At 65.8% G+C, this 21,840-nt stretch carries 20 protein-coding genes and 1 tRNA gene; 3 read left to right on the top strand and 18 right to left on the bottom strand.

Annotated elements, in window-relative coordinates:
- Positions 1-15: 15 nt before the first annotated feature.
- A complete protein-coding gene (locus AC1DR6_RS10940; protein ID WP_476829249.1) occupies positions 16-2,076 on the bottom strand; it encodes a 3-hydroxyacyl-CoA dehydrogenase NAD-binding domain-containing protein in 2,061 nt (686 codons plus the stop codon).
- A gap of 263 nt (positions 2,077-2,339) precedes the next feature.
- Here AC1DR6_RS10940 and AC1DR6_RS10935 point away from each other — a divergent pair, with 263 nt between their 5' ends.
- The gene (locus AC1DR6_RS10935) at positions 2,340-3,068 is read left to right on the top strand and encodes an HAD hydrolase-like protein (protein WP_476829248.1); all 729 of its coding nucleotides are present in this window, start codon (positions 2,340-2,342) and stop codon (positions 3,066-3,068) included.
- A 6-nt stretch (positions 3,069-3,074) separates the two neighbouring features.
- Here the strand turns inward: AC1DR6_RS10935 and AC1DR6_RS10930 are convergent, their stop codons facing one another.
- From AC1DR6_RS10930 to AC1DR6_RS10880, 11 genes are all read right to left on the bottom strand, one after another.
- A complete protein-coding gene (locus tag AC1DR6_RS10930) occupies positions 3,075-3,566 on the bottom strand; it encodes a hypothetical protein (RefSeq protein WP_476829247.1) in 492 nt (163 codons plus the stop codon).
- 7 nt (positions 3,567-3,573) lie between these two features.
- Positions 3,574-4,053 (bottom strand): hypothetical protein, encoded by a 480-nt coding sequence (locus tag AC1DR6_RS10925; RefSeq protein ID WP_476829246.1) that lies wholly within the window; start codon positions 4,051-4,053, stop codon positions 3,574-3,576.
- A gap of 113 nt (positions 4,054-4,166) precedes the next feature.
- The gene (locus AC1DR6_RS10920; protein ID WP_476829245.1) at positions 4,167-4,712 is read right to left on the bottom strand and encodes a hypothetical protein; all 546 of its coding nucleotides are present in this window, start codon (positions 4,710-4,712) and stop codon (positions 4,167-4,169) included.
- A gap of 14 nt (positions 4,713-4,726) precedes the next feature.
- Complete coding sequence (locus tag AC1DR6_RS10915) at positions 4,727-6,226, bottom strand: chromosome partitioning protein ParA (protein WP_476829244.1); 1,500 nt, start codon at positions 6,224-6,226, stop codon at positions 4,727-4,729.
- Between the two features lie 482 nt (positions 6,227-6,708).
- Positions 6,709-6,783: transfer RNA gene (locus tag AC1DR6_RS10910), tRNA-Glu, on the bottom strand.
- Positions 6,784-6,904: 121 nt separating this feature from the next.
- Complete coding sequence (gene recJ / locus AC1DR6_RS10905; protein ID WP_476829243.1) at positions 6,905-8,710, bottom strand: single-stranded-DNA-specific exonuclease RecJ; 1,806 nt, start codon at positions 8,708-8,710, stop codon at positions 6,905-6,907.
- A gap of 121 nt (positions 8,711-8,831) precedes the next feature.
- Positions 8,832-9,830, bottom strand: a complete 999-nt coding sequence (gene glpX, locus AC1DR6_RS10900; RefSeq protein ID WP_476829242.1) for a class II fructose-bisphosphatase — start codon at positions 9,828-9,830, stop codon at positions 8,832-8,834.
- A gap of 74 nt (positions 9,831-9,904) precedes the next feature.
- Positions 9,905-11,251, bottom strand: a complete 1,347-nt coding sequence (locus AC1DR6_RS10895) for a homoserine dehydrogenase (RefSeq protein ID WP_476829241.1) — start codon at positions 11,249-11,251, stop codon at positions 9,905-9,907.
- Between the two features lie 77 nt (positions 11,252-11,328).
- Complete coding sequence (locus AC1DR6_RS10890; RefSeq protein WP_476829240.1) at positions 11,329-11,760, bottom strand: hypothetical protein; 432 nt, start codon at positions 11,758-11,760, stop codon at positions 11,329-11,331.
- Between the two features lie 215 nt (positions 11,761-11,975).
- Positions 11,976-13,196: an LL-diaminopimelate aminotransferase gene (locus AC1DR6_RS10885; protein ID WP_476829239.1), complete on the bottom strand. Its 1,221-nt coding sequence runs from the start codon at positions 13,194-13,196 to the stop codon at positions 11,976-11,978.
- 210 nt (positions 13,197-13,406) lie between these two features.
- Positions 13,407-13,856 carry a hypothetical protein gene (locus AC1DR6_RS10880; RefSeq protein WP_476829238.1) on the bottom strand — a complete coding sequence of 150 codons (450 nt, stop codon included), beginning with the start codon at positions 13,854-13,856 and terminating at the stop codon, positions 13,407-13,409.
- Between the two features lie 202 nt (positions 13,857-14,058).
- On the opposite strand from AC1DR6_RS10880, the gene phaC reads away from it, so the two are divergent.
- Complete coding sequence (gene phaC / locus AC1DR6_RS10875; RefSeq protein ID WP_476829237.1) at positions 14,059-15,795, top strand: class I poly(R)-hydroxyalkanoic acid synthase; 1,737 nt, start codon at positions 14,059-14,061, stop codon at positions 15,793-15,795.
- 149 nt (positions 15,796-15,944) lie between these two features.
- Here the strand turns inward: phaC and AC1DR6_RS10870 are convergent, their stop codons facing one another.
- The 3 genes from AC1DR6_RS10870 to AC1DR6_RS10860 form a co-directional block, all read right to left on the bottom strand.
- Positions 15,945-16,745 carry an aldolase gene (locus tag AC1DR6_RS10870; protein WP_476829236.1) on the bottom strand — a complete coding sequence of 267 codons (801 nt, stop codon included), beginning with the start codon at positions 16,743-16,745 and terminating at the stop codon, positions 15,945-15,947.
- 223 nt (positions 16,746-16,968) lie between these two features.
- Complete coding sequence (locus tag AC1DR6_RS10865; RefSeq protein ID WP_476829235.1) at positions 16,969-18,288, bottom strand: OmpP1/FadL family transporter; 1,320 nt, start codon at positions 18,286-18,288, stop codon at positions 16,969-16,971.
- Positions 18,285-18,677, bottom strand: coding sequence for a hypothetical protein (locus AC1DR6_RS10860; RefSeq protein WP_476829234.1), 393 nt, complete (start codon positions 18,675-18,677; stop codon positions 18,285-18,287). The genes AC1DR6_RS10865 and AC1DR6_RS10860 overlap by 4 nt, the downstream gene beginning before the upstream one ends.
- Before the next feature lie 36 nt (positions 18,678-18,713).
- Between AC1DR6_RS10860 and AC1DR6_RS10855 the strand changes: the two genes are divergently transcribed.
- Positions 18,714-19,562 (top strand): fumarylacetoacetate hydrolase family protein, encoded by an 849-nt coding sequence (locus AC1DR6_RS10855; protein WP_476829233.1) that lies wholly within the window; start codon positions 18,714-18,716, stop codon positions 19,560-19,562.
- Between the two features lie 66 nt (positions 19,563-19,628).
- Here the strand turns inward: AC1DR6_RS10855 and argC are convergent, their stop codons facing one another.
- From argC to AC1DR6_RS10840, 3 genes are all read right to left on the bottom strand, one after another.
- Positions 19,629-20,561, bottom strand: a complete 933-nt coding sequence (argC, locus tag AC1DR6_RS10850) for an N-acetyl-gamma-glutamyl-phosphate reductase (protein WP_476829232.1) — start codon at positions 20,559-20,561, stop codon at positions 19,629-19,631.
- Between the two features lie 196 nt (positions 20,562-20,757).
- Positions 20,758-21,054 carry a hypothetical protein gene (locus tag AC1DR6_RS10845; RefSeq protein WP_476829231.1) on the bottom strand — a complete coding sequence of 99 codons (297 nt, stop codon included), beginning with the start codon at positions 21,052-21,054 and terminating at the stop codon, positions 20,758-20,760.
- Positions 21,055-21,070: 16 nt separating this feature from the next.
- Positions 21,071-21,823, bottom strand: a complete 753-nt coding sequence (locus tag AC1DR6_RS10840; protein WP_476829230.1) for an SDR family oxidoreductase — start codon at positions 21,821-21,823, stop codon at positions 21,071-21,073.
- Positions 21,824-21,840 lie beyond the last annotated feature (17 nt).

Here is a 21,840-nt window from a genome sequence, read left to right as displayed (position 1 = left end):
GCTCGGCCGCATATCTCAGAAAAATCCGCGCCCTGCCGCCGCGCGCTCGGCCAGGAGGGACGCGACTTCGTAGCCGCGCCCGTCGCGCCGTGCCGTCTCCTGCGCTGTCGCAAGGATCGCCGGCAGTCCGAGCGTCTCGGCATAGTGCATCGGCCCGCCACGCCAGCCCGGAAAACCGTAGCCGTTGACCAGCACCAGATCGATGTCCGAGGCCCGCGCGGCGATGCCTTCGGCCAGGATTTTCGCGCCTTCGTTGACCATGGCCGCGATGACACGCTCCTGAATCTCGGCAGCGGAGAATTTACGCTGCGGCCGGCCCGTCGCCGTCGCATGAGCACGGACCATCGCCTCGACCGCCGGATCGGGCTGCCGTTTGCCGTCCTCGTAGCGATACCAGCCCTTGCCCGCCTTCTGGCCGAAGCGACCCTGTTCGCAAAGCCGGTCGATCAACGGCACGTCGCGCTGGTCTTTCGGGCGAGTTTCGGTGAGGCGTTTGCGCCGCGCCCAGGCAATGTCGAGGCCGGCGAGGTCCTGTACCGCGAACGGGCCCATCGCCATGCCGAATGCTTCCAGTGCGACGTCGATCTCCTGCGGCAGGGCGCCTTCCTCCAGCATGAACTCGCATTGCGGGCGGAACTTCGCCAGTATCCGGTTGCCGATGAAGCCATCGCAGACGCCCGACATCACCGCGATCTTGCGCAGCTTGCGGGCGATGGCAAAGCCGGTCGCCAGCGTTTGCGGCGATGTCCGCCGCCCTCGCACGATCTCCAGCAGCTTCATGATGTCGGCCGGCGAGAAGAAGTGGAGCCCCAGGAAGCGCTCCGGCGCCGGCAGGATGTCGGCCATCGCCTCGATATCGAGATAGGAGGTGTTGGTCGCGATCAGCGTCTCGGCGGGGACCGTCGCTGCGATCCGTCGCAAGAGATCGAGCTTCACCTGCATGTCCTCGAACACCGCCTCGACCACGAGGTTGCAGGATGCGAGCGCCGCCATGTCGAGAGCGGTCGCAAGCCGCGACAGCCGCTCGTCGCGCATGGTCTCGGTGATCCGGCCGGAGCGAAGCGAGCGCTGATAGAGCCCTTCGATGCGCTCGCGGCCGGCTGCTAGCGCAGCGTCGCTCGCCTCCAGCAAAGTGACGCTGTAGCCGGCATCGAGGAAGGCGACCGCGATCCCCGAGCCCATCGTGCCGCCGCCGATGACCCCGATATGAGCGATGGGAAGCGGGCGCACCCCGTCGAGCTCGGGCAGCTTGGACGCCTCGCGTTCGGCCATGAAGAGATGGCGCAAGGCGCGAGACTGGTCCGAATCCCTCAGTTCGAGGAACGTCCGACGCTCGGCCGCGAGCCCTTCCTCGAAGGATCCGTTTACCGCCGCCTCGACCAGCTCGATCGCCTTCAATGGCGCGATCTGGCCCTTGGCCGCTCGGCAGAGCTTGTTGACGGCGGTCTGCCAGTCCGAGATAGATGGTGCCGTCACCTGACGCTGCGAGGTCATGACCGGCGCATGCCCGGCCAGCTCGCGCGCAAAGCGGAGCGCGGCTTCCCGCAGATCGCCTTCGGCGATCCGGTCGACAAGGCCCAGCTTCAGCGCTTCCACGGCGCCGAGCATCCGGCCGCTAGCGATGAGATCGAGCGCGGCGACGGGTCCGATCAGGCGCGGCAGCCGCTGCGTGCCACCGGCACCCGGCACCAAGCCCAGCTTGACCTCGGGCAGGCCGACCGACCCGGACGCAGCGATAATGCGGGCATGAGCCGCAAGCCCGATCTCGCAACCAGCGCCCAGGGCCGTGCCATGCCAGGCGACGATGACGGGCTTGGCGCACGCTTCGATCTCGCCCAGCACATCCGGCAGATGTGGCTCACGCGGTGGTTTGCCGAATTCGGTGATATCGGCGCCGGCCGTGAACGTCCGCCCGGCGGCCGCGATGACGATCGCCCGGACGGTTGCATCCTCCGCAAACTCGCGGATGGCCTCGAGAAGGCCATGCCTGACGCTCTGGGACGTCGCATTGACCGGAGGGTTGTCGATCTCGACCACTCCGATGCCATCGGCACGCGCAAGCCTGATCCCACTCATCAAAGCTTCTCCCGACCGCTACGGCACCGGCATTCAGGGATCGCGGATAGGCATCGCCGCCGCCACCGTCAACCCGCGTCGCCCCAGCTCGGCGGCAGTGCCCTTCCAGCCACATGATGCTCCGGAAGCGCGGTCGGCGGTCGATTTGCCCTAGCGTCTGCGGTTGGCTAAGCGCCTTATGATCAACTCGTTCGCCGGCTCGCTCCTTTTGCGGCCACCCTGTACAGATGCAGACGGCAGACCTCACAAGGACAGGCCGTCGCATGATGAGACAAGCAGTGCGCGAAACCGCCGATGCGACGACAGCCGACGCCCGGACGAGCCTCGGCATGAACGAATTCCGGATCGAACCCGCCATTCTGGCCCGCAAACGCGTCGTCATCTTCGATTTCGACGGCACGCTGGCCGACAGCGTCGAGTGGTTCTTCGGCGTCGTGAACCAGCTTGCGCGTCGCTATGGCTTTCGCGAGTCGACGCCCGAGCAGCTGGACGCGCTACGCGGCAAATCTCCGCTGGAGATCCTGACGGCGCTCGGCATTCCCAGGTGGAAGCTGCCTGCGATCGCCCGCCACACCCGCGCGCTTGCCGCCCAACATATCGACCAGATAAAGCTTTTCGACTGGGTCGGAGAGCTGCTGGCGGAGCTGAAGGCGAGCGGCATGCTGATCGTCGTCGTCAGTTCCAATTCTGCCGCCAACATCGAATGGGTTCTGGGGCCCCATGCCGCTTTCATCGACCATTACGAAACAGGCGCGTCCCTTCTCGGCAAGTCGCTGAAGTTCAAGCGCGTGCTCAAGCGGCTGGGCGTGCGGGCGGACGAGGTGCTCTCCGTCGGGGACGAGGTCCGCGACATCGATGCCGCGCGTCGGGCTGGCATCGCCAGCATCGGCGTCGCCTGGGGCGCGTCCCATGGCGCGGCCCTGGTGGCGGCGCAGGCCGCACAGCTCGCGATGACGCCCGATCAGCTGAAATCGTTTCTCCTGCCACGATAAGCAGGCCTACACGCCGCCCGATCTGTCCTTACGGTTGGGCGACCGGCTCTGCTCCCGCGCGAGCCTCAATTGAAGATGAGCTTCACGCAACCATTGATCGACCCCTGACGCGACCGGATCGTCACGCTCGATCTCGCGCTTGAGAGCCTGCAGCTCCTCCTCGGCAGCCTCAGCCCTTGCGCGCGCGGCCGCAGCATCGGCCTCGGCCAGGATGGCGCGATCCTGCGCCTCCTGCATCGAGGCGACCGCTTTGCGGGCGATCTCATAGGCGTTGCTCGCCAATCGCTCCGAGCGGCGCTGGGCCTCCCGCAGCTTTTCACCGGTCTCGCGGATGAATTGCAGCGACGAGGAGCAGTCCTGAACCGGCTCTTCGGGTTCCGACAGAAGCGGCGGCTTTTCCTTCGATTTCGCGATAAGCTCGGCGAAGCGCGCAAAGAGTTCGACATCGCCATGTTTCGGCGAAAAAGGACCGGCAGACGGCTCGATCTCCGCATTCATGTCGGCATCACGGCAGGAGGCTCGACAATTCGAACTCGATCGCCTTTTGCAGACCGACCAGATGGTTCTCCGCCTCGACCGCCCTCGCCTCAGCCCGGCTCAGCCGCTTTTGAAGCTCGATCTCGGCAGCGGCCATCTCCTCGCAGCGCGTCACCGCGGCAACGGCGAGCGCATTGGCCTCGGCCCTGCCGGTGTCGGCGACCTTGACCTTGCCGTGCCAGCTCCGGATCAACTGCTCGAGCTTGTCCGCTTCGCTCTGGCGCTCGTCCTTTTCGCGGCGGAGCTGGTCGCGAAGCGTCGCAAGCTGCCGGTTCGCGACCTCGTTTTCATGCTGTAGCGAGCGGATCAGCTCGGCCGCGCGCTCCACGCAAGCCAGCGTGGTATGAAACCCTGGGTCATCGCGCAGCGTGATCGGCCCGGCCTGGACGGGCTTGGTCAGCGCCCCCGACTCTGCAACCAGTTTAGGAAATCCGGCGGTTTCGCTCATGTCATCCACTGATGCCTGTCAAGGCGACGACAACGTCGAGATCAACTTAAAGTTGCAATCTCATCAATACGTTATCGGCTATCGGCCCCCCAGCCCGACTCTCTTCCTACGGTTCAGTCAGGGACGGCCGTCTCCTCCCGGTCGTCCGAAGCGGCGGGATCAGAGCCCTTTTTAAGCATCGGGGTGAAGGACGCGACGACCGTGTCATGAAGCTTCGCCAGCCAAAGTTCGGCCTCGGCTGCCCGCGTCTCGGCGAGGCCGACGCGCTCCTCGGTTTCGGCGAGTTTCCGTTCGCCACTCGCGATGACGGCGTTCAGACGCTTGATCTCGTCGCCAGCCTCTTGAAGCACCTGCGCCAGATGCTCCTCCAGCTGGTTCGCGCGTTCCTCGCCGATCCGGATCGCCTCGCTCGCCTCCTGCACGAGCTCCAGGGCGGAAGACCAGTCGCGCAATGCGGCCGGCGCCGGCGCCGCTCCCTCGATTCCCGCCTGCTCGGTCACAGGCAGCGCCAGAGGCACGACCTTGTCGGCAAGATGGAGCGGTGGCGCCTGGCGCGCACGCAGCATCCCGGAATTCAACACGGCGGGAGCAAAGGATGAGACATCCTTGAGCGCTTGATCGTTCACGTTCAGCCCCTCGTTTTCGTTATCGGTCGACAAGACATCAGGCTCCATCAGGCCGATTTGCCGGGGGGCGTGAACGGACGGACATTGCTGGCCTCATCCTCCGGCAGGGTTTCGGCGGCCTGATCGCCCTCGCCCCGGACGGCATCGCGCCAGCCGCGGCCGGAACGCTTCAACGCCTCATGCTGCTTCTGCAGCGCGACGCGGGTTTCGCGGGCGATGTCGAGCGCGCCTTGTAGCAATGTCCGCTCCGAACGCTCGTTCTCAAGATCTTCCGCCAGGCGCCGGTTGGCAAGGTCGAGTTCGGAGCGTGCCGCCTCGTGCTTGCGGGTCAGATCCGCGATCCGATCGTTCAGGCCGGTGGTGCGCAGGCTCGCCTGTTCGAGCGCCGCGTCCTTGGCGGCCAGCGCCTTGTTGAGCATCGCGGCACGGCTGTCGAGTTCGGTGCGCAGGCGCTGCGCCTCTTGGAAGCGCTCGGTCTGACGCAGGAGATCGGCCTGCAACGCCTCGACCCGCCGTTCGGCGGTGGCCCGGGCAATGCTGGCTTCCTTGAGATTGCGCTCGGCGATCCGGTGCGCCTCGTCCTTCTCGCGCAGCAGGTTGCGCGTCTGAGCCAGGAGCTGCTCGGTCGTGGACGCCCGATTTTCGGAGGCTTCGAGCTTCATCAGCAGCGCCGCACGCTCCGTCCGATAGCTGCCGACCTCGATCTCGTATTGAGATTCGGCCCGCTCGCGGGCCTCGGTCTGCGCCGCGAGATCGCCTTCGACGGCGCGCAGCTTTTGCCGGCTGGCATCGAACGCGGCCTCGATGTCCTTATGCCGCTGGGTGAGATCGGCCAGATGCCCGCTCTGCTCCTCACTGAGGATCTGGAGTCTGCGGCTGTCCTGATCGAGGATGCCGAGACGCTCGCGGGCACCCAGCAACTCGTGCTCGGAGCGCGAGAGCGCGGAATCGGCGGCCTGAGCTTCCAGCCGCAGAGCCTTGTTCTCGCCGGTCAGGGCCTTGTTCTGCTCGGTCTCGCCGAAAAGCTGACGCTCCAGATTCTCGACAGCGAGCGTCTTGTCACGCAGGGCGATCGCCTGCTCTGTCATCGCCTGCTCGCGCTCGATCAGCTCGCTTTCCGCCTGGTCGGCGCGGGCCAGCGCGTCGGCCAGCTCGTTACCGATCGCGCCGAGCCTGGCGGCCGATTCGCCGAGATCATTGCGCAGCGTGCCGCCCGATTGGCGCTCCTGCGCCAGCGAGGCCTCAAGCTCGGCAATCCGCATCCCCGAACGCGGCAGCTCGTCGCTGATCTGGATCAGCGGCTCGAGGATCGAGGAAAAGTCTTCCCGCAGGGTGCGGAGATCGTCGAGCCGGTCGAGCATCTCCCCGATGCGCTGGCGAACGACCTCGTCGCGCTGGCCGATCGCGTCCAGCGACAGCGCTTTGGCGGGAACAGGAGCCGGGCCTCGCTCACTGGGCACACGGCCGTCGCGCCTTACCTCAACCTCAGCGCCATCCGGCGACGAGGCATTGCCAGACAGGACACTGCGGAAGGTCTTCCATGCCATGACGGTCCACGATCCCATTTCCACCCAACGTTCCAGCGCCATTCAGCGTCACGCAATGAGGGCGAATCGCGGCCACGGGACTATACTTGCTGAAACCGTCGATCAAACAGAATTGGCTCGACCGACGCCCCAACAAACCTCCCACAACACGCGATCTGACTGCCTGCGGCTTGTAACGTTATTGATTATATTTATATCTCTTAGATTAACACCGCGCCGGCTCACAGTCCAGCGGCCAAAAGCCCCCATTTAACCGAACGTTAACAGCATTGTATTTCCGCACCACCGGCCCGCCAGATGCCGGAAGCAGGGTCATGCGATTGCGCGGGTACAGGTCGCGCGATTGCTTCGGCGTCGGGCGGGCGGAGTGGCAGCCGCTTCGGTCCGATGCCACGTTCGCGGAATCTTGGAAACGTCGGACATCGGCCCGCTGCGCCGAAAGCGCTCGATGCGAAAGCAGTGGAAATGGCTCCAAGGAGCGATGGCGCGGTCTACGGGAGTCGAACCCGTCTCCCCAGCGTGAAAGGCTGGTGTCCTAACCGATAGACGAAGACCGCGTGTCGTCGCGGGCCAAGGCCGCGTCGTCGAAGCGGGGCGAGGTATAGTGGGGCGAATGCCACTCCGCAAGCACCCGGCGAGAGAAATTGTGATGGCTAAGGCAATGCTCCCGCGCTTTGCTCAGACCGGGCGCGCCAGGTCGAGGATACGCAGCTCCGCCGTCTCATTGCCGCCCCAGCGATTGAGCGTCAGCGTCGCGGCGAGATGGACGCTCTCCCCGCGCGCGGCCAGCAGTGCCTGCCCCAGCGGCTCCTGCGCGGCGCGAAAGGCGACACCGCCGATCGAGCCGCCATCGCCGCTGCGCAGCTTGATCCGGATATGGCCGCCGGTGCCGATGGGTATCACCTCGATCAAACGATGCGAGGGGAACACGAAGACGGGCTCGGGACTGCCGGCGCCGAACGGCCCGGCCTTGTCGACCTCGGCGAGCAGCCTGGGCGAAGCTCCGCCCGCGCTCAAGGCCGCGTCCACCAGAAGCGCCTCGGCCTCGCTCGCACCCGCGACATCGCGGGCCAGCTGCTGGTTGAGGAAAGCGTGAAAGGCGCTCGCCTGATCTGGCCCGAGGGTGACCCCCGCCGCCATCGCGTGGCCCCCGCCCTTGACGGCGAGCCCGGCCTCGACCGCCGCCCTCACCGCGCGGCCGAGATCGACGCCGGCGATCGAGCGGCCGGAGCCGGTCGCGCCGCCGCCCGCGTTGAGGGCAAGCGCGAAGGCCGGCCGGCGGAACCGTTCCTTGAGACGCGCCGCGACCAGTCCGACGATGCCGGGGTGCCAATCGGCGCTGGCCGCGAGCAGGACCGGCAGCGCCTCGCTGACACCGGCCAATTCATGTTCGGCCTGCGAGACCGCCTCGATCACGGCCAGGCGCTCGATGTCCTGCCGCTCCTGATTCAGCCGGTTGAGTTCGGCCGCGATCGTTTTGGCCTCGACCTCGTCCGTCGTCAGCAACAGCCGGGCGCCCAGCGCGGCGTCGCCGATGCGGCCTCCGGCATTGATCCGCGGCCCCAGCAAAAAGCCGAGGTGCCAGGGTTGAACAGGGCCATCGAGCCCGGCGACGTCCATCAGCGCGGTCAGGCCCAGCCGCTTGCGAGCGCGCATCATCGCGATGCCCTGCCGGACGAAGGCCCGGTTCAAGCCTTGCAGCGGCACGACATCCGCCACTGTCGCCAGCGCGACGAGATCGAGCAGTGCCAGCAGATCGGGCTCGCCGCCTCGCGAGGCCCAGACGCCCTGACGGCGCAGCTCGCGGCTCGTCGCCACCAGCGCGAGGAAGACGACGCCCGCCGCGCAGAGATGGCCGAGACCGGAGAGATCGTCCTGCCGGTTCGGATTGACCAGGGCCTCGACGGCGGGCAGCCGCTCCGGTGCCTGATGGTGATCGAGCACCACGATATCGAGGCCGAGCCGGCGCGCCTCGGCGAAGGGCTCGTCGCTGGTGGTGCCACAGTCGACCGTGACGAGCAGGGTGGCGCCCTCGCCCGCCAGCATCCTGATCGCCTCGCTGTTGGGCCCGTAGCCCTCGATCAGGCGATCGGGAATATGGATGCGAGGGCGCGCTCCCGCCTCTTGCAGGAAGCCCGAGAGCAGGGCCGACGAGCAGGCGCCGTCGACATCGTAGTCGCCGAAGATCGCGACGCGCTCCCCGGTCACCGCGGCGCGCGCCAGGCGTACAGCGGCCGGCGCCATGTCGGTCAGCACCGAGGGATCGGGCAGCAGGTCGCGCAGCCTCGGCTCGAGAAAGCGCAGTGCTTCGCTGGGCTCGACGTCGCGCGCGGCGAGCAGGCGCGCGACGATGTCGGACAGCCCTTCCTGCTGGCTCAGTGCCTCGGCGCGGCCGAGGCCGGGCATGTCCAGCCTGTCCCGCCAGGGGCGGCCGAGCGCGGAGCGGGTCACGCCGAGAAAGGCGCGGGATGTCGGCAGACTCATGATGTCCCGGCGTCGCGCAAGCGGGGCGCGAGGTCAACCGCCAATAGCTTTCCGGCTCGAGCCTCCAACGCAAAACGGCCGAGCCAAGGCCCGGCCGCATGCGGAACGCCTAGCGCCCGGCTCAGTCGAGCTTGAACTTGCCGAAGTCGCGATGTTCGCCCTGGATGCGGCGAACCGTGCCGGTGATCGAGCGATAGACGATCGTTTCGGTTTCGATCACGTCCTTGCCGAACCTGACGCCCTTGAGCATGCCGCCATCGGTGACGCCGGTGGCGCAGACGATGGTGTCGCCAGAGGCCATCTCTTCCATGCTGTACTTCTTGTTGGGATCGGTGATGCCCATGGTGAGGGCGCGTGCGCGTTTCTCCTCGGTGTCGAGGATCAGGCGGCCCTGCATCTGGCCGCCGACGCAGCGCAATGCCGCCGCCGCGAGCACGCCTTCCGGCGCGCCGCCGATGCCGAGGTAAAGGTCGATGCCGGTCTTGTGCGGCTCCGTGCAGTAGATCACGCCGGCGACATCGCCATCGGTGATCAGGCGGATCGAGCAGCCGGTCTTGCGGACCTCCTCGATCAGCTTGGCATGGCGCGGGCGGTCCATGATCAGCGTGGAGATCTCGCTCGGCTTGACGCCCTTGGCCTTGGCCAGCGCGTAGATGTTGTCCGTCGCCGAGGCGTCGAGATCGACGACACCGCGGGCATAGCCCGGGCCGATCGCGATCTTGTTCATGTAGACGTCAGGCGCGTTCAGGAGCTTTCCAGCTTCGGCCATCGCCATCACGGCGATGGAATCGGGCATATCCTTGGCGCAGAGCGTCGTACCTTCGAGCGGATCGACCGCGATGTGGACCTTCGGGCCCTGCTTGTTGCCGACCTTCTCGCCGATAAAGAGCATCGGAGCCTCATCGCGCTCGCCTTCGCCGATGACGATCTCGCCGTCGATCGGCAGGCGGTTCAATTCGCGGCGCATCGCATCGACGGCGGCCTGGTCGGCGGCCTTCTCATTGCCGTGGCCGCGCAGGCGGGCGGCGGCGACGGCGGCGCGCTCGGTGACGCGCACCAGCTCCATCGAAAGGTAGCGCTCGATGATCTGATCGGGGGAAATACGGAGATCGGCGGACATAAAAGGCTCCTGTTGAAGGAAGTCGGCACTCGGCGAGAGGCAGTCGATAGAACCGATTGCCTCTTGCTTACCGCCTACTCCCGCTCGATGCGAATGACTTGCGGCGGTTCGACGACGTGGCCGTCGGCCGAGACTTTCTCCAGCGCCGCGCGGATCACGGTTTCGCTGGTGGCGTAGGTGATGAGCACGACCGGCACGGGCGCGCCCGAGCGGCCGCCCGGATCGCGGCTCGCGGCCTCGGGCGAGCGGCGCTGGACGATGCTCTCCAGCGAGATATCGGCCTCCGCCATGCGCGTGGCGATGGCCGCCATCCCGCCCGGACGATCGGCTACCGCCAAGCGGATGTAATAGCCACCCTCATGGCGCTGCATCGGCGCGCGGGTCGGCTCCTCGAGGCGTGCCACAGGCAGGCCGAAGGGCAGGCCCGCCGTGCCGCGCGCGACATCGGCAATGTCGGCGACGACGGCCGAGGCCGTGGGATCGCCGCCGGCTCCCGGGCCGACGAGCGTGATCTCGCGCACCGCATCGGCATCGATCGAGACGGCGTTGAGCACGCCCATGACCTGCGCGATGGGCGAAGCTTTCGGCACCATTGTCGGGTGCACCCGCTGCTCGATGCCGGTCTTGGTGCGCTCGGCGACACCCAGCAGCTTGATGCGATAACCGAGATCGTCGGCCATCTTCAGGTCGAGCGGCGTGATCGCCGAAATGCCTTCGACGTGAATCGCTTCGGCGTCGATCTTCGTGCCGAATGCGAGGCTGGTCAGGATGGCGAGCTTGTGGGCGGTGTCGAAGCCCTCGACATCGAAGGTCGGGTCGGCTTCGGCATAGCCGAGCCGCTGGGCGTCCTTCAGACAGTCCGCGAAGGTCAGGCCTTCGAGCTCCATGCGCGAGAGGATGTAGTTGCAGGTTCCGTTCAGGATGCCCGACAGGCGGGTGATATTGTTGCCGGCGAGCGCCTCGCGCAGCGTCTTCACCACAGGAATGCCACCGGCCGAGGAGGCCTCGAAGGCCAGCGCCGCGCCGTTGGCCTCCGCCAGTTCAGCCAGTGCGATACCGTGGGCCGCGAGCAGAGCCTTGTTGGCCGTCACGACGGACTTTCCTGCTGCCAAGGCAGCCTCGACGGCCGCTTTGGCCGGTCCTTCCGAACCACCCATCAATTCGACGAGGCAATCGATGTCATCGGACTGCGCGAGCGCCACGGGATCATCGAACCAGGCCAGCCCGCCGAGATCGATGCCGCGATCGCGGCTCCGGTCACGCGCCGAGACGCCGACGACGCGAATGGCCCGGCCGCAGCGAGAGGCAAGCGCGTTTTCCTGTCGCCGCAGGATCTTCAGCACCGACACGCCGACCGTTCCCAGCCCGGCAAGGCCGATGCGCAGGGGCTGCGAGGCGTTGGAGGCGAGCGCGCTGGTCATCGGCGCGGGGTCGCACGGGGCGGTGCACGAGTCAACGATGAAGCGGCGCGGATCTGCGGTCCGGAGCGGCCCGCGCCTCAGCCGAAGTGGCAGATAATCTCGGCGGCGACGCGCTTCACCTTGCCGTCCTCGAAGCCGAGATAGACGCGCAGAAGGTTGCTGACGAAGGCGGTCGTCTTGACGGTGTGCACGGCCTCCAGCGTCGCGCCTTCCGACACCGCGCTGTTCTCGATTTCCGGCTTCCAGAACCACGCCGAGGGCGGGGCGATCGTCGCGCCGGCCAGGATGCGTTCCGCCTCGGCGCGGTCGGTGCCGAGCGGGATGTTGCGCGTCACCGCCTCGGTGACGTCGCGGGCGCATTCACGGGCATTGCCCTCGACCAGTACATCCTGAACCAGCTTCGAATCCGTCTGCGGGATGCGGCCCTTCGAATAGTCGTAGGTCGCCACGAGACAGATCACCGCGAAGGCGGCGAAGGCGATGCCGAGCAGGCGGCCTTTACGTTGCATGACAGCAGGTCCCGGAGGCGACGCGGAATCGAGGTTCCGCTGCGTTCCGGTTCCCATGTTTTCAGGGCGCGGTCCAGAGCCATTGTCCGTCATTGCGAGGGGCGTCAGCGACGAAGCAATCCAGGGGGCCGATTGCGACGGTTCAACCCAGTCCTGCTGGATTGCTTCGCTGCGCTCGCAATGACGGAGCCGGTCATCGCCGCTTGAGCGCCGCCCTACCCCGCCTTCGGCATCTGGATGACATTGTGGAGCGTCGCGTCGGCGCCCTTTAGGAAGCGGCCGATATTACGGGCTGCCTGACGGATGCGCTGCTCGTTCTCGACAATGGCGATGCGGACGAAATCGTCGCCATGCTCGCCGAAGCCGATGCCGGGCGCCACCGCGACCTCTGCCTTCTCGATCAGCAGCTTGGAGAACTCCAGCGAGCCGAGATGGCGGAATTTCTCGGGAATCGGGACCCAGGCGAACATCGACGCTTCTGGCGCCGGAAACTCCCACCCTGCCTTGCCGAAGCTCTCGACCAGCGCGTCGCGGCGCTTGCGATAGATATCGCGCATATCGCGGATGCAATCGTCGGGGCCGTTGAGGGCCGCCGCCGCCGCCACCTGGATCGGGGTGTAGGCGCCGTAATCGAGATAGGATTTCACACGCGCCAGTGCCGCCAGCAGGCGCTCGTTGCCGACCGCGAAGCCCATGCGCCAACCAGCCATCGAGAACGTCTTCGACATCGAGGTGAACTCGACCGCGACATCGATCGCGCCCGGCACCTGCAGTATCGAAGGCGGCGGACTGCGGTCGTCGAAATAGACCTCGGCATAGGCCAGATCCGACAGCAGGATCAGCTCATGCTTCTTCGCGAAGGCGACGAGATCTCGATAGAAATCAAGCGACGCGACATAGGCTGTCGGGTTGGCCGGGTAGCACGTGACCAGCGCGATCGGCTTCGGAACCGAATGGATCATCGCCCTTTCCAGCGCCGGAAACATTGCCGGCGTCGGCTCGGCCGGAACGGAGCGGATCACACCGCCCGCCATCAAAAACCCAAAGGCGTGGATCGGGTAACTCGGGTTCGGGACCAGCACGACGTCACCCGGCCCGGTGATCGCCTGCGCCATGTTGGCGAAGCCCTCCTTCGAGCCGAGGGTGGCGACGACCTGGGTTTCAGGGTTGAGCTTCACGCCGAAGCGACGCTCGTAATAGTTGGCCTGGGCGCGGCGCAGGCCGCCGATGCCCTTGGAGGCCGAATAGCGGTCGGTACGCGGCTTCCCGGCGGTTTCGACCAGCTTCTCGATCACATGCTTCGGCGCCGGCAGATCGGGATTGCCCATGCCCAGGTCGACGATGTCGACGCCCTTGGCCCGCTCGGCGGCCTTGATCTTGTTGACCTGCTCGAAAACATAAGGCGGCAGCCGCTTGATGCGGTGAAAATCGGTCATCTCGAACAGGTCCCGGTGCCGCGTATCAAGTCGCCCTTCGGCGCCCCGATCACTTCCTTGCGTCAAGGGTGCTTAGCATCGCATCTTTCGCCAGAACAGAGGAAAAGGCGCAAGATTTTTGCGAGTTGCCGCCGCGCCGTTCGATCCGAAGGTCAGATCATCCTGCGAGCTCGTAATTACGGCTCGGTCCGGCCGAAGGCTACCGGGGGCTCAATTCGTCGGGATCTGCGCCGGTTTGGGTGCCGCCGTCGTCCCCAGGGCCTTGGCGTTGTTGCCCGCCGCCTCGTTAGCCTTCTGCTTGCCCTCGAGCTGCTTCTGGATGTTCTCGAAATTTGCCCGCGGCTTGCAGGGGTCTTTCGGATCGCGAATCGGCGTGGGAGCCCTGAAACGGGCGGCCTGGCCGCTCGCCACATAAGGAGGCGGCGTGGTCGGGCCAGGGCAGAGTTGCGTGGTACGGACGTCCTGCCCGACGGCGATATAGTCGGTCTGGGCCGGGCGGGTCTCGCGGACGAAGGCCTTGGCCTCCTGCGGTGTCGTCGCCATGCCGACGGCCTCGGCCGTCCCTTTCACCACGCCTTCGTCGGAGGCGCAGCCCGCCAAGGCGAGTGCCGATCCCAGCACCAGGGCCGGCAGCATCTTCGCGGACAAACAGGTCGGCATTCGGGACATCCAGCTCATTGTCGAATTTCGTTGGTAAAGCACAGAGACAGCGTCCTTAATACAACCAAATTGGGAAGCCATGCGCTACCTCAAGGCTAAAAGGGGAGGACGGATCATGGGGCGGGACTCAACGAATGGTCCGACGACGGACCCAGGCGGCCCCTCTGCGCCGACACCTGACTTCGATCAGTTCGCGCAAAACATGGGGCGGCTCGTCGAGGAGTATGGCAAGGTCACGGCCGCCTATATCAAACCGATCGAACGCGGGGAGGCCAAGCCCAGCCAAGGCGAAGAGGCTAGCGATATGGTCAAGACGCTTGGCCGCGTCGCAGAACGCTGGGTCAACGACCCCGCGAAGATCATCCAGGCGCAGGCCGCGCTCACCGGCGACTTCATGAATCTGTGGGGCGCGGCCTTCAAGCGCGCGAATGGCGATGCCGCCGACCCGGTCGTCGAGCCCGACAAGCGCGACGGGCGCTTCAAGGACCCGGACTGGTCGGGCCAGCCGATGTTCGACTTCATCAAGCAAGCCTATCTCATCGGCTCGCGATGGGCCGAGATGATGGTCGATCAGGCCGACGGGCTGGACGAGCACACCCGCAACAAGGCGCGCTTCTACATCAAGCAGATCGCGGGGGCGCTCTCCCCTACAAACTTCATTGCCACCAATCCGGAGCTGATGCGGGAGACCTTGCAGCAAAACGGGGAAAATCTCGTGCGCGGCATCAAGATGTTCGCCGAGGATGTCGAGGCTGGCGGCGGCGAACTCAAGATTCGCCAGTCGGACCCGAGCCGCTTCGAGGTCGGCGTGAACATCGCGACCACGCCGGGCAAGGTGATCTTCCGCAACGACGTCATGGAGCTCATCCAATACGCGCCCACGACTCCGCAGGTGCTCAAGCGCCCGCTCCTGATCGTGCCGCCCTGGATCAACAAATTCTACATCCTCGACCTCAACCCGGAGAAAAGCTTCATCCGCTGGTGCGTCGAGCAGGGGCTGACGGTGTTCTGCATCTCCTGGGTCAACCCCGATGCCCGCCACGCCGCCAAGGACTTCGAGAGCTATATGCGCGAGGGCATCTTTGCGGCTCTGGGCGCGATCGAACAGGCGACAGGCGAGAAGAAGGTTTCGACCATCGGATATTGCGTCGGCGGCACGCTGCTCGGGGTGACCCTCGCCTACATGGCCGCCACCGGCGACAAGCGGATCGGGAGCGCGACATTCTTCACGACGCAGGTCGATTTCTCGCAAGCCGGCGAGCTTTCGGTCTTCGTGGACGAAGACCAGATCCGCGCCATCGAGGAACAGATGGCCCGCACCGGCTTTCTGGACGGCTCCCGCATGGCCGGGGCCTTCAACATGCTGCGGCCGAACGATCTGATCTGGTCCTATGCCGTGAACAATTACCTGAAGGGCAAAGCCCCCGCCCCCTTCGACCTGCTCTACTGGAACTCGGATTCGACACGGATGCCGGCCGCGAACCACTCCTTTTATCTCCGCAACTGCTACCTCGATAACAAGCTCGCCAAGGGCGAGATGGAAATCGGCGGCAAACGGCTCGATCTCGGCAAGGTGACGATCCCGATCTACAATCTCGCCACGCGCGAAGACCATATCGCGCCTGCCGCTTCGGTCTTTATCGGCTCGCAAAGCTTCGGCGGGCCGGTCGAGCATGTCGTTGCCGGCTCCGGCCACATCGCCGGCGTCGTCAACCCGCCTGCCAAACAGAAGTACCAACACTGGACCAACGGGCCTGCCCAGGGCTCGCTCGAAGGCTGGATGGCGAGCGCGACCGAGCATCCGGGCAGCTGGTGGCCGCATTGGTTCGGCTGGCTGGAAAAACAGGCGCCCCGCAAGGTCAAGGCGCGTGAGCCGGGCGGCGGCAAGCTGGAGCCGCTGGCCGATGCGCCAGGGACCTATGTGAAGGTTCGGGTGTAATCATCCGCGCTTCTGCAATGGATGATCCGGACGCAGCGAAGCGCATATCCGGGATCCATTTCGGAACCTTGATTGGAAGCGCTCCCGAATGAGTCCTGGGTCAAGCCCGGGACGACCGGTCGCTAAAGAGCCCTTCTCAAAAGCCGGCCTCAGTGCCGATAGTCCGGCTCCTCGGCGTCGAGTTGGCGGCGGATCGAATCCAGGTGGAGCTGGGCTGATTCGGGGTCGCCCTCGCGCATCTGGCGATAAGCGGCGTCTGCGATCTCGGCCGCGACCGGGATGATCTTGCGCCCGGTCGACATCGCCAGCACCTGCACCTGTGCCGCCCGCTCCAGATAATAGAGATCGTCCCAGGCTTCGGCGACGTTCGGCGCCAGCACCATCACACCGTGGTTGCGCATGAAGACGATGTCGGCGTCACCGACACTGCCGGCAATGCGCGCCCCCTCCGAATGGTCGAGCGCCAGGCCGTTGTAGTGCTCGTCGACCACGGTGCGACCATAGAATTTCAGCGACGTCTGCCCGGCCCAGACCAGCGGGTCGCCTTCCGTCATGCAGAGCGCGGTCGCATAGGGCATGTGCGTATGGAAGGCGACCTTGGCGCGCGGCACGCGCTTGTGCACCTCGGCGTGGATGTAAAAGGCGGTCGCCTCCGGTTGTCCCACGCCATCCACGACGTTGCCATGGAAGTCGCAGACGAGCAGCTGCGAGGCTCTGATCTCGCGGAACGCCAGGCCGTAAGGGTTGACCAGGAACAGATCGTCGTGGCCCGGCACCACGGCAGAGAAGTGGTTGCAAATGCCCTCCTCGAAGCCATAGCGCGCCGCCATGCGGAAGCAGGCGGCCAGGTCCTCGCGGGCGCTGCGGATCGCATCGGTGCCGAACCCCGGATGATTGGCGCCGTGAGCCAGATCGGGCGGAGTATCGGAGCGGTTCAGGCTGTGGGCCATTCTGGTCTTCCCTGTCGAGCTGTCTTGCGGAACCGTCGCCCGCCTCGCCGTCGCCGCCGCGCGCACCCGCGAGCCGTCGATCAGGCCGGCATCATCGACATCATCGTCCCGATTGTGAAGCGGTGCGCTGTCGCCATTGTCGGCCGATCTGGCGCAATACGCGGCGAAAACGAAAAAAGCCGGTCCTGAGACCGGCTTTTCAAGGAGACCGAGATATTTCGGCTCAGTATTTGCGCACCACCGGATGGACCGGAACCGTCTGGACCGGATCGTCCCAGCGATAGGTCAGGCCGGCCGAGACGACGTTGATGTAGGGCTTGGCGTCGGCGGAGTAGAGCACGACGTTCTGCTGCGGGTTGGCGCCGAGATAGTTCACACGGGCCTTTTTCACGTCGATGAAGGTGTAGCCGACGTCGAGCTTGAGCTTGTTGGTGAGCTGGTAGCTCAGGCCGGCCGACAGCCAGAGGCGGTCGTTGTCGGCGATGAAGATCTGGCGGTTGCGATCGTTGACGGCCGACAGCTCGTAGCCGACACCGGCGCGAAGCGTCAGGTCGCTGTTGTACTTGTACTCGGCGCCCAGCGAGAAATACCAGGCATCGTCATACTGGAAGTTCAGGCTGGTGACCGGGACGCCAAGGCCCTTGGCGACGATCGGGATGTTCCGGAAGCGGCTCCAGTTGGTCCATTCGACGCCGGCGTGAACCTGCCACTGGTCGTTGATGACCTGCGAGACGCCGAAGACCACTGAATCCGGCAGATTGAGATTGGCCTTGACCGGAATGACGGCCAGCGGCGTGCGGAAGGTGCCTTCCAGCGTCTGACGGACCTCGGAGCGATAGGCCAGGCCGATCGACGTGCCCTGCATCGGCGTCAGGGTGAAGCCGAAGCGATAGCCAAAATCGACAGTGTCGCCTTCGAGGATCACGGGCGCAGCAGCCGGTCCGATGCCGGACGCCTGCTTGAGCGAAGCGTTGAAGTACTGGACCTGAAGCGCGGCACCGATCGAGAGCCAGTCGTTGACCTGATAGCCGATCGTCGGCGAGACGTTGATCGTCGCGACCTTGGCCGAGCGGCCATAGACCTGAGCCGCATTGACCTGATTATCCGGCTTGGAGCGCAGACCGTAGGGCGCGCCCGTCGTCATGCCGATCCAGAGCCGGTCGGTCAGCTGCCAGGCCGAATAGGAGGCCGGGATGAAGGCGCCGTCGCCGCCCAGATTACCGGTCCCGTTCTGGATCGGGCTCAGCGGCCCGCCGGGCACTGCGAGGCGGGTCGGGCCGTTGGGATCATAGGACGCGTTGGCGTTGAGATAGGTGAAGTTCCACTGGCTGTTGCGGCCCGGGAACATGGTGATGGTCGCCGGGTTCCAGGCCATCGAACCCATGCCGATGCCGCCGGAGGCAGCGCCCGCATAGGCCATCCCGAGGCCTTCGGCGCTCTGGCCGCTGCGGATCGCAAAGGAGCTGGCCGAAGCCGTCCCGGCCGCGAGAAGCGCAGCGAGCGAAACCGAGGCAGCGGCTGCGGTGCGAATGAGGCCCTTCATCGAGTCCATCCCAATTTCTGTTTCGTTGAGGGCCGATGCCCTGCTCGATTCGGACCATGAACCGAGCGGATTTTTGCCGCAATCCCTTCCCGCCGGTCCTGTTTTGCCGTCCAATCGCCTTCTTTTGCAGCGCACCATCGCAAAACAGGCCCGAAAATGCTTGAAATGACGGCATCGCCGGAAAGATTGTTTCCAAACAGACTGTTTAGATACGAACTATCTCGGATTTCGAGACGCGGGCCGGGTTCCTGCATGCCGACGAAAACGCCCTCTGCCATCGCTTTGCCGGCGCGCGTTGCTTTCCCGCAACAACCCGGCCGGCCGGATCGGGCGGGATCGTCATGCGTCGGGAGATATTGCTTTCGCGGCCACCATCCGGGCAGGATCATGGCCTACTGCATCGTTTGAAAGACGGGGGAAACACCTTGAAACTGCTTCGTTACGGCGCACCCGGCCAAGAGAAGCCGGGCCTGCTCGACGCCACCGGCGCGCTCCGCGACCTCTCCGGCGTCATTCCCGATCTGGCCGGCAAGGCGCTGAATTCGGCTTCATTGGCCCGGATCAAGGCGCAGTCTCCGGAATCGCTGCCGCTGGTCTCCGGTTCACCTCGCATCGGCGCCTGCGTCGGCGACGTGCATAATTTCATCGCGGTCGGCCTGAACTTCGCCGACCACGCCGCCGAGACCGGCGCCGAGATCCCGAAGGAACCGATCCTCTTCAACAAGGCACCGAACTGCATCGTCGGCCCCAATGACGACGTGCAGATCCCCAAGGCATCCAAAAAAACCGACTGGGAAGTTGAACTCGCGATCGTCATCGGCGATGGTGGCTCCTACATCTCCGAAGACAAGGCGATGGATGCGATTGCCGGTTTCTGCGTCTGCAATGACGTCTCGGAGCGGGAGTTCCAGGCCGAGCGCGGCGGCCAATGGGCCAAGGGCAAGGGATGTCCGACTTTCGGTCCGCTCGGCCCCTGGCTGGTGACGACCGACGAGGTCGCCGACATTCAGAACCTCGCCATGTGGCTGGAGATCGACGGCGAGCGCGTCCAGAACGGCTCGACCAAGACGATGATCTTCGGCGTGAAGCACCTCGTCCATTACATCAGCCAGTTCATGCGGCTGGACCCGGGCGACGTCATCACCACCGGCACGCCCCCGGGCGTCGGCCTCGGCTTCAAGCCACCGCGCTTCCTCAAGGGCGGCGAGACCGTCACGCTCGGCATCGAGGGCCTTGGCACGCAGAAGCAGAAATTCCTGCCCTGGCAGGGCTGAGCTTCAGGCAGACCAAACGAAAAGGGCCGCTCGCGCGGCCCTTTTTTGTCTGGTCGAGGTGCCACGTCAGGCCTCCGGCAGGCCTAGCATCAGGCGGATGTTCTGCACGGCGGCCCCGGAGGCACCCTTGCCGAGATTATCCAGGCGGGCGACGAGAACGGCCTGCGCGAGATCGTCCTGACCGAAGACCCGCAGCTCCAGCTTGTTGGTATCGTTCAGCGCCTCCGGCTCGATCTTGCCGTGGGCCTCCGGCGGCAGCACGCTGACATAGGTCGAGCCCGCATAGTGCTCCGCCAGCGCGTGGTGCAGATCGGCGACGCCCGGCTTGCCGGGCAGCATGTCAAGGTGCAGCGGCACGCAGACGAGCATGCCCTGCCGGAAATTGCCGACGGACGGCACGAAGATCGGCCGGCGCGTCAGCCGCGCATAGGCTTGCAACTCCGGCAGATGCTTGTGGCGCAGACCCAGCCCGTAAAGATCGAAGGCCGGAGCCACGCCGCTCTCGTAATCGGCGATCATCGCCTTGCCGCCGCCGGAATAGCCGGAGACCGCATTGACGGTGACCGGATGATCCTGCGGGATCAGCCCGGCATCGACGAGCGGCCGCAGCAGCGCGATCGCTCCGGTGGGGTAGCAGCCGGGATTGGCGACGCGATCGGCGCCGGCGATCGCATCGGCATGTCCGGGCGCGAGTTCGGCGAAGCCATAGACCCAGCCCGGCGCGATCCGATGAGCCGTCGCGGCATCGACGATCTTGGGCGCGTCGGCACCGAGTTCGTCGGCCAGCGCGACCGATTCCTTGGCGGCATCGTCCGGCAGGCAGAGCACGACGAGATCGACGGAAGACATCATCGCCTTGCGGGCGACGGGGTCCTTGCGCTTGTCGGGGTCGATGCTCTTCAGCGCGATTTCCGGCAGCGCGGCCAGGCGATCGCGGATGCCAAGACCGGTGGTGCCGGCTTCGCCGTCGATGAAGATGGATTTCAGATTCTGGGTCATGGTCATCCCCTGGGCGGGCGGTTCGGCAGCGGCCGAAGTTGGCTAAGGGCATAAAAAAACCGCGCTCGGGGCGCGGTCGCGGGCGTTCGGACTTTAGCCGAGCGTCATCGCGGGCGCACCAAGGCGGCCTGAAACGGGCGACGTCGGATGATCATCGGCTTCATGCTCAAGTGTATGTTCGCATGGGCTCGTGCTGTCAATCGCGGCGTCGGCCCCAGCGGCCTCCCGCCAGCCAGACATAGAGGCACCATGGCAGGATCAGCGACGACACGGTCAGCGCGATCCGCAGGACCGCCCAGAAATTGGCATGGCTGAGCGCGCGCCCGTCCAGTTCCGGCACGCTCTGGACGAAGCCGAGGACGAGCGCCGGAGCCAGAAAGATCACCAGCGCCCGCGCGATGCGCCGGCCGCGCGGCAGTTCGCTGCGAGCCAGCATCATCAGAGCCGGCATTGCGATCATGCCGAAGGCGATCAGTGTGAGCAGGATGCGCATGATGGAATAGCCTGCCCTAGCGCCCGCCGCCGACCCGCAGGATCGAGCCAACAACATAGGAGGCCGCCTCGGACATGGCGAAAAGCACCATCTCGGCGATCTCGTCCGGCTGCGCGCCCCGGCGCAGCGGGATCGAGGGTGCGATACGTGCCAACCGCCCCGGTTCGCCGGACGAGAGGGCATGGATGTCCGTGTCCGTCATGCCTGGCGCAACCGCATTGACCCGAATGCCGGAGGGTGCGAGCTCGCGGCCCAACCCGATGGTGAAGGAATCGACCGCGCCCTTCGAGGCGGCATACCAGACGAACTCGTCAGGCGCGCCGAGGCCTGCGGCGATCGAGGAAATCATGACGATCGACCGGTTAGGCGCCGCCGCGTTGGCCAGCAGCGCCCGCGCCGCCTCGCGCCCGGTCAGAATGGCGCCCGTGACGTTGACGTCGATGCAGTGGCGGATCATCTCAGGATCGGCCTCCGCCAGCCGGCTCGACGGGCCTGTAATGCCGGCATTGACCACCACCTGCGTCAGCGGGCCCAGTGCGGCGCCAGCCTGAGCGAAGACGCTTGAGATATCGGGCTGGAGCGACATGTCGCCCTGAAGCGCGACGGCTTTCGCGCCGGCATCCTCACAGGCTTTCACGATCCCGGCCGCGGCTCCGGCGTTGCTCTGGTAGTTCACGGCCACGTCGTAACCGCGTTTCGCCGCCATCACACAGATGGCCGCGCCGATGCCACGGCTGCCGCCGGTAACCAGAAGAACGGGACGGGACATGGCGGGCTTCCTCGCAA

Source organism: Allobosea sp. P5_A5, assembly GCF_056400625.1.
This window is presented reverse-complemented; position numbering and strand designations above follow the sequence as displayed.

What these genes read in the sequence shown, in the direction of transcription:
- AC1DR6_RS10940 (WP_476829249.1), bottom strand. Translation starts at nt 2,076, where the DNA reads ATGAGTGGGATCAGGCTTGCGCGTGCCGATGGCATCGGAGTGGTCGAG.
- AC1DR6_RS10935 (WP_476829248.1), top strand. Translation starts at nt 2,340, where the DNA reads ATGATGAGACAAGCAGTGCGCGAAACCGCCGATGCGACGACAGCCGAC.
- AC1DR6_RS10930 (WP_476829247.1), bottom strand. Translation starts at nt 3,566, where the DNA reads ATGAATGCGGAGATCGAGCCGTCTGCCGGTCCTTTTTCGCCGAAACAT.
- AC1DR6_RS10925 (WP_476829246.1), bottom strand. Translation starts at nt 4,053, where the DNA reads ATGAGCGAAACCGCCGGATTTCCTAAACTGGTTGCAGAGTCGGGGGCG.
- AC1DR6_RS10915 (WP_476829244.1), bottom strand. Translation starts at nt 6,226, where the DNA reads ATGGCATGGAAGACCTTCCGCAGTGTCCTGTCTGGCAATGCCTCGTCG.
- recJ (WP_476829243.1), bottom strand. Translation starts at nt 8,710, where the DNA reads ATGAGTCTGCCGACATCCCGCGCCTTTCTCGGCGTGACCCGCTCCGCG.
- glpX (WP_476829242.1), bottom strand. Translation starts at nt 9,830, where the DNA reads ATGTCCGCCGATCTCCGTATTTCCCCCGATCAGATCATCGAGCGCTAC.
- AC1DR6_RS10895 (WP_476829241.1), bottom strand. Translation starts at nt 11,251, where the DNA reads ATGACCAGCGCGCTCGCCTCCAACGCCTCGCAGCCCCTGCGCATCGGC.
- AC1DR6_RS10890 (WP_476829240.1), bottom strand. Translation starts at nt 11,760, where the DNA reads ATGCAACGTAAAGGCCGCCTGCTCGGCATCGCCTTCGCCGCCTTCGCG.
- AC1DR6_RS10885 (WP_476829239.1), bottom strand. Translation starts at nt 13,196, where the DNA reads ATGACCGATTTTCACCGCATCAAGCGGCTGCCGCCTTATGTTTTCGAG.
- AC1DR6_RS10880 (WP_476829238.1), bottom strand. Translation starts at nt 13,856, where the DNA reads ATGCCGACCTGTTTGTCCGCGAAGATGCTGCCGGCCCTGGTGCTGGGA.
- phaC (WP_476829237.1), top strand. Translation starts at nt 14,059, where the DNA reads ATGGGGCGGCTCGTCGAGGAGTATGGCAAGGTCACGGCCGCCTATATC.
- AC1DR6_RS10870 (WP_476829236.1), bottom strand. Translation starts at nt 16,745, where the DNA reads ATGGCCCACAGCCTGAACCGCTCCGATACTCCGCCCGATCTGGCTCAC.
- AC1DR6_RS10865 (WP_476829235.1), bottom strand. Translation starts at nt 18,288, where the DNA reads ATGAAGGGCCTCATTCGCACCGCAGCCGCTGCCTCGGTTTCGCTCGCT.
- AC1DR6_RS10860 (WP_476829234.1), bottom strand. Translation starts at nt 18,677, where the DNA reads ATGATCCTGCCCGGATGGTGGCCGCGAAAGCAATATCTCCCGACGCAT.
- argC (WP_476829232.1), bottom strand. Translation starts at nt 20,561, where the DNA reads ATGACCCAGAATCTGAAATCCATCTTCATCGACGGCGAAGCCGGCACC.
- AC1DR6_RS10845 (WP_476829231.1), bottom strand. Translation starts at nt 21,054, where the DNA reads ATGCGCATCCTGCTCACACTGATCGCCTTCGGCATGATCGCAATGCCG.
- AC1DR6_RS10840 (WP_476829230.1), bottom strand. Translation starts at nt 21,823, where the DNA reads ATGTCCCGTCCCGTTCTTCTGGTTACCGGCGGCAGCCGTGGCATCGGC.